Annotated in this window: 4 protein-coding genes; 2 read left to right on the top strand and 2 right to left on the bottom strand. The window is 65.5% G+C overall.

Annotation, left to right across the window (positions count from 1 at the left end; genetic code table 11):
• Positions 1–627: 627 nt before the first annotated feature.
• The gene (locus tag DMP08_RS10550) at positions 628–1551 is read right to left on the bottom strand and encodes an EamA family transporter (protein ID WP_123192844.1); all 924 of its coding nucleotides are present in this window, start codon (positions 1549–1551) and stop codon (positions 628–630) included.
• Between the two features lie 9 nt (positions 1552–1560).
• Positions 1561–2460 (bottom strand): EamA family transporter, encoded by a 900-nt coding sequence (locus DMP08_RS10545; protein ID WP_123192843.1) that lies wholly within the window; start codon positions 2458–2460, stop codon positions 1561–1563.
• A gap of 48 nt (positions 2461–2508) precedes the next feature.
• On the opposite strand from DMP08_RS10545, the gene DMP08_RS10540 reads away from it, so the two are divergent.
• The gene (locus DMP08_RS10540; protein WP_123192849.1) at positions 2509–5409 is read left to right on the top strand and encodes a PD-(D/E)XK nuclease family protein; all 2901 of its coding nucleotides are present in this window, start codon (positions 2509–2511) and stop codon (positions 5407–5409) included.
• Positions 5410–5412: 3 nt separating this feature from the next.
• Positions 5413–9003: a UvrD-helicase domain-containing protein gene (locus DMP08_RS10535; protein ID WP_123192842.1), complete on the top strand. Its 3591-nt coding sequence runs from the start codon at positions 5413–5415 to the stop codon at positions 9001–9003.
• Positions 9004–9075: the final 72 nt, after the last annotated feature.

Below are 9075 nucleotides of genomic sequence, written 5' to 3'. Positions count from 1 at the left end.
AAGGTGAAATCGGACACACTTTTTGAAACACCTAGAAGTTGGTGCGAAACAACTTCTAGGGTCTATTTTCTATTGATGAACTGGTAATACAGGGTAGAAATAGACACACTTTTTGAAACTTAACCCCAGGATTGGGGTTATAGGCGGATGACGTTCTTGCCTGGGCCCGGGGCGCCGCCTGATCGCCAATGCGATTCGGCGGCGCGGCGGTTTCGGCATTCGCTCGGCAGGCGCTGTCTTGGAAGGGAGGGCGCGCTGCGCCGGGCGGCTTGCATGTGAAAATCGCTTCGAAAACCCCCTTCCTGCTGAAAAATTGCGTTTGCGAACGATTCACAGGGCCTTTTGCAATATAAGCAATAAGATCATCGTATATAATCCCTGTTCACAGAGATGCGTCTCTCATTATTCGCGAAGCAGATCGTTCGCAAACGCAATTTTTCAGCAGGAAGGGGGTTTTCGTACCATTTTTGCCTGCGTCGATGGGCGGAGGTCGGCGCGATTCCAGTCGGCGTTGCCGTTGCGGTGGTCGAGATCCGTCTTGGCAACCGTTTCGCTCTTTCGCCCGCCTGAAAGAAAGCCGGATGCCGCCCGATCCGCCCCGCCTTGTTCGCGCGAGCCGCCGGTGTCTCATGACGGAAGGCGCTGATCCTCCGGCGTTCTCGACGGCCGCAAGTGGGGCGCTTGGGACACGGCCACTCCCGCTAGGATGACGGCCACGCCCGCAAGCTGCAGGGCGTCTACCGACTCGCCAACGAGAGCGGTCGAAATGGCGATGCCGCACGGGAGTTCGGACGAGGCCATGATGGTGGAGAGCCCCGTTGAAAGATGGGGCGTGGCGATGCCGAACAAGATGACCGGGACGAACAAAGCGCTCAGCCCCAGCACCAGCCCGTACCTCCAAACGCCCGCTTGAAGCGCACCGCTGGCGAAGTAGTCCGGGCACAGGGCGAATCCGAGCACGCATGCGCCCAGGCAGACGACGAGTCCTCGCTGGATGGGCGGAAGGCCGCACCCCACACGGCTCGAGAAGAACATGAACAACGCGCAGCTGACGGCCGATCCCAGGCCGCAGAGGATGCCGACGGGGTCGAGCGCGCCCACTTCGGCGGAGAGCATTCCGCTTGCCAGGAACGTTCCAACAAGGATGATGGCCGCCGCTGCCAATTCGGCGGGACGGGGCCGGCGGCGGGTGACGATCACTTGGATGACGATTCCTATCCATGTGAACTGGAACAGCATGGTGATTGCTGCGGAAACCGGCAGCATGGTGAGCGAGAGGTTGTAGAGCACGCACGTTGCGCACGTGTTCAATCCCAGCCCCAGAAGCGAGAGGATGCGCTTTGGGGAAAAGGGTGCCGGCTTGCGTCCGCGCGCCAGCGAGACCGCGAGCGCCATGGCGAACAAAAGGGTGCCGAACAGGGCCTGGCTGGCAACCGTTTGGGTCCAGGAGAACCCTGCGGCATAGGCCATCTTCACCGTGGCCGCCATTGCCCCGTAGCTTGCGCCGCCCAGGAACACGAGCGCGGAGTATTTCAAGATGTCGTTTCGCATGGGTGCATTCTAGCGCAGGTTCGGCGGTCGTGCGGGCAATTGCGAAATCGCGACTCCGCACAAAATGGCGAACACCCCTATGGCCTGCAGGGCGTCGACCGGCTCGCCGATGAGCGCCATGGACAAGGCGATGCCGCAGGGAAGCTCCGACGACGCCATGATGGTGGCCAGCCCGGGCGGAAGATGGGGCGTGGCGATGCCGAACAGGACGACGGGCACGAACAGCGCGCACAGCCCCAGCACCAGGCCGTACTTCCAGATGCCCGCCTGCAGGACGCCGGCGGAGAAGTAATCCGGGCACAGGGCGAATCCGAGCGCGCACGCCCCCAGGCACACGACGAAGCCGCGCTGCATCGCGGGCATGCCAGTTCCCGCGCGGCTGGAGAAGAACATGAACAGCGCGCAGCTGACAGCCGATCCCAAACCGCATGCCACGCCGATGGGATCGAGCGCGCTTATTTCGCTGGAGAAAAGCCCGCTTGCGAAAAGCGTGCCGCATAAGATGACGATGGCGGCGGCGACTTCGACGCCCCGGGGCCGCCGCCGCGTCGCGATCACCTGGACCACGATGCCCATCCAGGTGAATTGGAACAGCAAGGTTATGGCCACGGGGACGGGCAGGATGGTCAGCGCGTAGTTGTACAGCACCGTGCCGACGCATGTATTGACGCCTAGAGCCAGCAGCGCGAGCATGCGCAGCGGGGGCAGAGGGGCGAGCCGGGCTCCCCGCGCCCGGTCGACGGCGAAGCCGATGGCGAACAGAAGCGTTGCGAACAGCGCCTGGCTGGCCACTACTTGCGTCCATGTGAAGCCTGCCGCGTAGGTTATCTTCACGGTGGTGGCCTGCGCTCCGTAGCTGGCTCCGGCCAAGAATACCAGGAAGGAGTATTTCAAGGTGTTCTTCTGCATGCCGCCATTCTAGTGCATGCGGGGACGCTCGGGCGCTACAATGGCGGCATGCCTTACCAACATATGACATTCGACAACGCGGAAGACGTGCTTTTCGCGATTACCGAAACGCTTGCTCCATGGTGCGCCGCAGGGCGCGTGCCCGTGCTGTTGGCGCCGACGCCCGCCGCGGTCCTGCGGTTGCGACGCGCTCTTGCGGACGGCTCCTGCTCGTTCGGCGTGCGCGTGGAAACTCCCGACTCCTGGGTGGCGGACCAATGGGAGCTCTACGGAGACGGGCGTACCCTCGTGCAGGGCGCGGAGCGCGACCTTTTGATGCAGCGAGCCTGCTTTGAGATGCGGGCGCGCGGAAATGCCGTGGAGCCCACGCCGGGCACGGTCTCGCTTCTGGCGGGGCTTGCCCGCGAATCGCTCCCGGCTCTGCTGGATGCGCTTGCATGCGACGAGCGCCAGTGCGAGCTGAGCGCAGCACAGCGCGGAGCGCTCGCGGTGCTCGGGCGCTACGCCAGCTTGCTCGACGAACTGTCGCTGTGCGAACGCTCTCAGGCGGCTTGCGCGCTTTCCAGGTGCGATTGCGCGTTTCCCCCGCTTGTTTTGGCGGGATTCGACGACATCGGCCAGGCGTACGGTGAGCTGTTCGACGCGCTTGCCGAACAGGGCGACGTCGTGCGCCTTGACGACGGGTGCCGTGCGCCTTCGCGGTCGCTTGATCGTTCGCCCGAATTGACGTCGCTGCTCGACCGGTTGTTCTTGTCGCAGGAGGAAGGTCCGCTCGAGCCGACGGGCGCTGTGCGCTTCCTGTTGCCGGCTGGCCGTTATGCGGCTTGCGGGCTGGTGCTCTCGTGCGTGACCGAGGCCGTTGCCGCCGAGCGCGCAGCTGCGCGCGAGGAAGGGCGCGCGCAGCTGCCGGTGGTCGTGTCTGCTCGTGATCCGCGCGCCCTCTTCGATGAGCTGGCGGGTCCTTTGGCTGTCAGCGGGATATGCGCGGCGGCGTCTTCGCGCCGGTCGTTCGCGGATACGGCGTTTGGGCGCTCGTTTCTGGCGTTGTGGGCGTTTGCAAACGACGATTCCTGTCGCTTGACCCTGGCTTCCGATTTCGCGTTCAGCGCGTTTTCGGGCTTGGGGAGGCGCGCGGCGTGCGAGCTCGATGCGGCATGGCGCGGCGATCGGACAACGGATCGGGAGCGTGTCGTGCGCGATCTGTCGGACGCGAGCGAGGTTGCGGCGTGCGCCCTGGCCGCGCTTCTGCGCGGTGACGTTGACGGTGCGCTCGCATGCTTCGAGGATCGCCTTCGTCGTCGCATCGATCTTGACGCGTCGTTTCGCTCGGAGCAGCTTGCTGCCGTTTCGGCGGCTCGCTCCTTTGCGGCCGCATGCGCCCGCACCGGCTCTGATGCTTTGGCGGCGCGTCCGCTTCTGGAGCGCGCGACGGTTCGTGCGAGCCTTCGAACGGCGGACTCTTCCTTTGAAGGGAAGAAGCAGCCCGAAGCGGTGTTCCTTTCGCTTGCCGACGTGGCCGAGCGCGCGGCGTGCTCGTGCTCGACGCTTTTGCTGTGCGACATGGACGCGCTCTCCTATCCTGTGCGGGCGGCCGAGGACGGTGCGACCCTGCTGCTGGACAAGCTGGGCTTAGGGTGCTGCCGCGATGCGTTGGCGCAAGGTCGCCGGACGTTTTTCCGTGCGCTGTCCTGCGCGCGCTCCGCTGCAGTCTTGGAGCGCCCGCTCAACACCGAGGACGCGGACGAGGCGTACCCTGCGGTCATGTACGAGGAGCTGCTCGATTGCTACCGGGCGTCCGACGGCCAGGACGGGGTCTCGGATCGCGCCACGGGACTTCCTTGCAGCCTTGTTCCGCATGCGCGCGGGGCGGGGGAGGAGGCGCTGCATGCGAACCTCGCGCCCCGTCCGGCGGGCGATGTTCAAGAGTCGTCGGCATGGCCCGTTCCCGCTTCCGGCGAGGTGTCCGAGTCTCTGCGTTCGCGCATCGTGGTGCCGCGGGGCGCGGGCGGCGACGAGCGACCCGCCCTTTCGCCGTCTGCCTTGGAGAGCTATCTGGAGTGCCCGTACAAATGGTTCGCCCTGCGCCGGTTGCGCTTGTCGGAGCCTGACGCGGGGTTCGGGCCGCTTGAGATGGGCAGCTTCTCCCACGGGGTGCTCAAAAGCTTCTACGAGCGCTTCCGCGAAGCGGGAGACGCTAAAGTGACCCAAGACAACCTGGCGCGCGCACGGGAGCTGCTGGGCGCTACGTTCGACCGGCACCTGGGTTTTCAGCGCGAGCTCAAGCGCAACCGCAATCCGCTGATCCCCCGGACGAAGTTCGAGGAATCGGAAGTGGCCGACCTGCGTAAAAGATTGCTAGGCTACCTTGATCGGGAGGCGCTTCTGCTTCCTGGCTTCAAGCCGACCTGCTTCGAGCTCGATTTCGGCGAGGCCGAGCCTTTCGCGTACGCGGGATGCCTGCTGCGCGGCAGCATCGACCGCATTGACGTGAACGATCGAGGTCAAGCGGTGGTCATCGACTACAAGGGGTCGCTTACGGGCGATTACGCGCTCGCGTCTGCGTCGCAGGCGGCGCAGGCAGGCGGAGCCGTGCTCCCGCACAAGATTCAGTCGCTTGCGTACGCGCAGGTTGCGCGACGTTTGCTGGGCTTGGATGTTGTGGGCGCTCTGTACGTGTCGTACGGCAAGGCGGCTCGCGTGGCGGGCGCCGTGGACCGCGCCATCGTGGGCGAGTCGGATGTTCCGGGGCTCGACATGCAGGCGTGCGGCGTTCCGGGCCCGGCGGGAGAGGCTGTGGGCGCGACGACGTTCCAGGATCTTCTTGACGTGGTGGAGCAGCGTATCGAAACGGCTGTTCGCATGCTTTCCTGCGGAGATATCGCGCCTGACCCGCGCGGCGAAGACCCTTGCGGCCACTGTCCGGTCCTCACGTGCGAAAGGAGACGTTGATCCATGGACTTGCGTACCTGCACGCCCGGTCAGCGCGAAAGCATCGAGCACGTGAAGGGGCCGTTGCTCGTGTCTGCGGGGGCGGGATCGGGCAAGACCTTCACGCTCACGCAGCGCATTGCATACGCGCTGCTGCCGGAAAGCGGTCCGGTAGCCGGCGGCGTGGACGAAGTGCTGGCCATCACGTTCACCGAGAAGGCGGCGGCTGAGATCAAAGCGCGCGTCAAGCGTACCTTGCGCGCGGAAGGCTTGGTCGAAGAAGCGCTCAAGGTGGACGGAGCCTGGATATCCACCATCCACGGCATGTGCGCTCGCATCCTGCGCACCCATGCGCTCGATTTGGGGATAGACCCTGCGTTTGGCATCGTGGGGGACGCGGAGCGCGCCGATCTGGTGGCTGACGCCATCGATGCGGCGCTCGGCGACGACAACGACATCATCGCGCGCGGGTCTTACGCGGCTCTGTTCGACGAGTATCCCGCGCGGTCGTCCTTGCCCTCGGCTCCGTCGGTGGCCTCCATGCTGGCGACGTTGCTGGACAAAGCCGCCAGCATGCGCGGAGGCCTTGACGCCGTGGATTTCGGACCCGAGCCCGCGCGCGCGTCTGCGCTTGCGCGCGATCTTTTGCTCGCGTACGAAACGGTGCAACCCGCCCTCGAGCAGGCGGGCGGCAGCGCTACGGCCGAGCGTGCGCGCGGGCAGGCCGCGGACGCGATCGAGGTTCTTCAGGCGTTTCTCTGCCGCTTCGGCTCCGTTGCGGGGCCTGCCGCCGGAGCGGACAACATCGCGGCTCTGCGCGCGCTGGCGGGCGCGCTCGAGGAGTGCCCGCGCATCGGGGGCACCTTCAAAGCCGGCGTGAAGGAAGAAGTCAAAACGTACCAGGCCGTATACGAGGACGTTGCTCGGCAGATCGCGCTGGGGCTGGCTTTCCCGTTGGCGGCCGACCTCAAAGAGCTTGCGCGCGAGGTGTCGCTGCGCTACGAGCGATCCAAGCAGGCGCTGTGCAAGCTGGACAACGACGATCTGCTCACGCGCACGCTGGCTGCGTTCGAACAGCATCCCGACATCGCTCGCCGCTACGAGGACCGCTTCAAGCTGGTTATGGTGGATGAGTTTCAGGATACCAGCCAGTTGCAGATCGACATGATCGCGCGCCTGTCCGGCCCGCGCTTCGCTCATCTGTGCACGGTTGGGGACGCGCAGCAGTCCATCTACCGGTTTCGCGGGGCCGACGTGAACGTGTACGAAGCTCACAAGCGCGTCATGCGCTCATCTGATGTGAATGCGCTCTACGTGGAGCTTGCCAAGAATTTCCGCAGTCACGCCGACGTGCTCTCGTTCGTGGATCGCGTGTTCGAGCAGCCCCGGGTCTTCGGCGACGCGTTCATGTCGCTCGAACCCCACGATGCGCGCCTGTCGCGCTACCGGGGGAGCGCGCCGCGCATCGACCTGGTGCTGGCCGTGCAGCCGGCGGGGCGCGGCACGGGCGTGGGCATCGACGACGTCAAGCGCGCCGGTGCGCGGGAGATCGCCCGACGCTTCGCGTCTTTGCGCAAAGACGGGCATGCTCCGGGTGACATGGTGGTGCTGCTGGGCAAGATGAGCCGCGCGGACGTGTACGCCGAAGCGCTGCGCGCCGAGGGCTTCGAATGCGTGGTGACGGGCGGATCGCAGTTCGCTTCGGCGCCTGAGGTTCGCGTGGTGGCGCGACTGCTGGAGGCGCTTGCGAATCCGGCGAACACCGCTGCTCTGTTCGAGGTGCTGACAAGCGACATGGTTCGTCTTTCGGCCGACGACTTCTTGGAGCTGGCTACCGAGGAGGACCCGGATACGGGCAGGATCCGCCGCCGCGACCTTGATCGGGGCTTCGCGCGGTTGGCTTCCCGCTCTGACGAGCTTGCTCCCCGGCTGGCCCATGCCGTGCGGCTCTTGGACCGCGCGCAGCGTTTGGCGCGGGTCCTTCCCGCGTCCGCCGTGGTGCGCGACGCCGTTGTTCGAAGCGGCTGGATGGCGCGTCTCGAGGAGCAGGGGGCCGTAGGAACGGCATGCGCGGCCAATGTGCTGAAGGCCGTTCGCCTTATAGAGTCCGTGGAAGCCGAGCACCATGCCGGTCTTGCTTCGACGGCCCGCATCTTCGCCGGAGAGTTGTCGGTTGGCTTGAAAGAGTCGCCCGGTGCCCTGTCCGGCGCTGGCGGCGACGTGGTGAAGATCATGACCATTCACGCCTCGAAAGGCCTTGAGTTTCCCATCGTGGCGCTTGCGGACTTCGCCGACGGGCGCGCGAACACGGGCAAGCTGCTGGTGGAGGCCTGCGGGTCCGTGGCGCGAGGATCGCTTGCTCCCGGCGCATCTTTGGATGCGTTCGAGCAGGTGAAGAGCCGGTCCAAGTTGGTGCTTGCGGGCGACTTGGAGGAAAGCGCCGACCTTGACGCGGCTCGCGCGTTGGTCGAGGGCGGCGGGTTCGCGCGTGCCGAGGGCCTAAGCGGCTCGTGTACGCAGTCCGCCTACCGTGCAACGCTCGCGCAGCGCGCGGCGGACGAAGAATTGGCCGAAGCGCGCCGCAAGCTGTACGTAGGTCTTACGCGCGCAAGGGAAGCCCTCGTGGTCGTTATGGACGCAAAGGCTCCATCGGCGGGCAAGCCGCCTGCGTACGCAGCTCTCGTCGACGACGTGCGCAGCGCGTTGTGCGGCGTCGACGATTTCCCCGAAGGATCGGCGCAGCTTCCGTACGGCGGAAGCGAGCCTGCGCGATTCGAGCGGGTGCTCGTGCAGGCGGATGTCTTGGAGGAGGGCGCTTTGCGGGATCATCCCGAGCGAGCCGTCTTCGTCGTGCCGTCGCCGCCCGTCGACGCACCTGCGTGCGAGCCGTGGAACGCCGGGCGCAACGACGTCTTCTCTTATTCGGCCTTGGCTCGGGAAGGCGAGCCGACGGCCTCGGATCTTCCTGCATCGGAGCGCTCGGGATTGGGCGATGGGGGCGTTTGTCCCGATGGCAAGTTGATGCGGGAAGATCGGGACGCAACCGAGCGGTCTCTCGATGCCGATAAGGCTACGGGGTTGGGCAGCGCGTTTCACCGTGCGGCCCAGTTCGCCGTCGAAGCCGGCTGCGTTCCCGACGAAAGCCGTCTGAGCGCCTTTGCCGCTGCCTTCGGACTGACGTCTTGCCAGAGGGATCGCTTGAGGTCTGCGTGCGCTTGCTGGTTTGGCAGCTTCACGTACGCAGAGGCTTCCTCCTGGTCGCTTCGCCGCGCCGAGGTGCCGTTCTTCGAACGCGTGGGGGAGGGCTTTCTCGAAGGCGAGATAGACCTTTTGTGCACGGACGGGCCCGAGGGTGCCGCGCGCCGCGCGCTGGTGGTCGACTACAAGACGGGCGGCAGGGACGAAGAGCCGCTCGACCTGGTGCGACAGCGGCATCTGCTTCAGGCGCAGTGCTACGCGTACGCCCTCCTTTGCCAGGGGTATCAAGATGTGGAGCTGAGGTTCGTGCGCGTCGAGCGCGCGGATGCGCAGGGACAGCCGCAGGAGGTCTCGTACCGTTTCTCGGCGAAGGATCGAAGCGATCTTGCGCAAGCGGTGCTTTTCGCACGGGGATGAGCAGCGGTTGTCGCGAACTGCTTCGGGCTCGATGAGTATTTTTTCAAGTCTGGAGAAGTTTCAGCAAAGCTC

Origin of the sequence: Paraeggerthella hongkongensis, from assembly GCF_003726035.1 — a bacterium.
GTDB lineage: Bacteria > Actinomycetota > Coriobacteriia > Coriobacteriales > Eggerthellaceae > Paraeggerthella > Paraeggerthella hongkongensis.
Note: the sequence above shows the minus strand (reverse complement) of the source record. Positions and strands in the feature narration are given on the sequence as shown.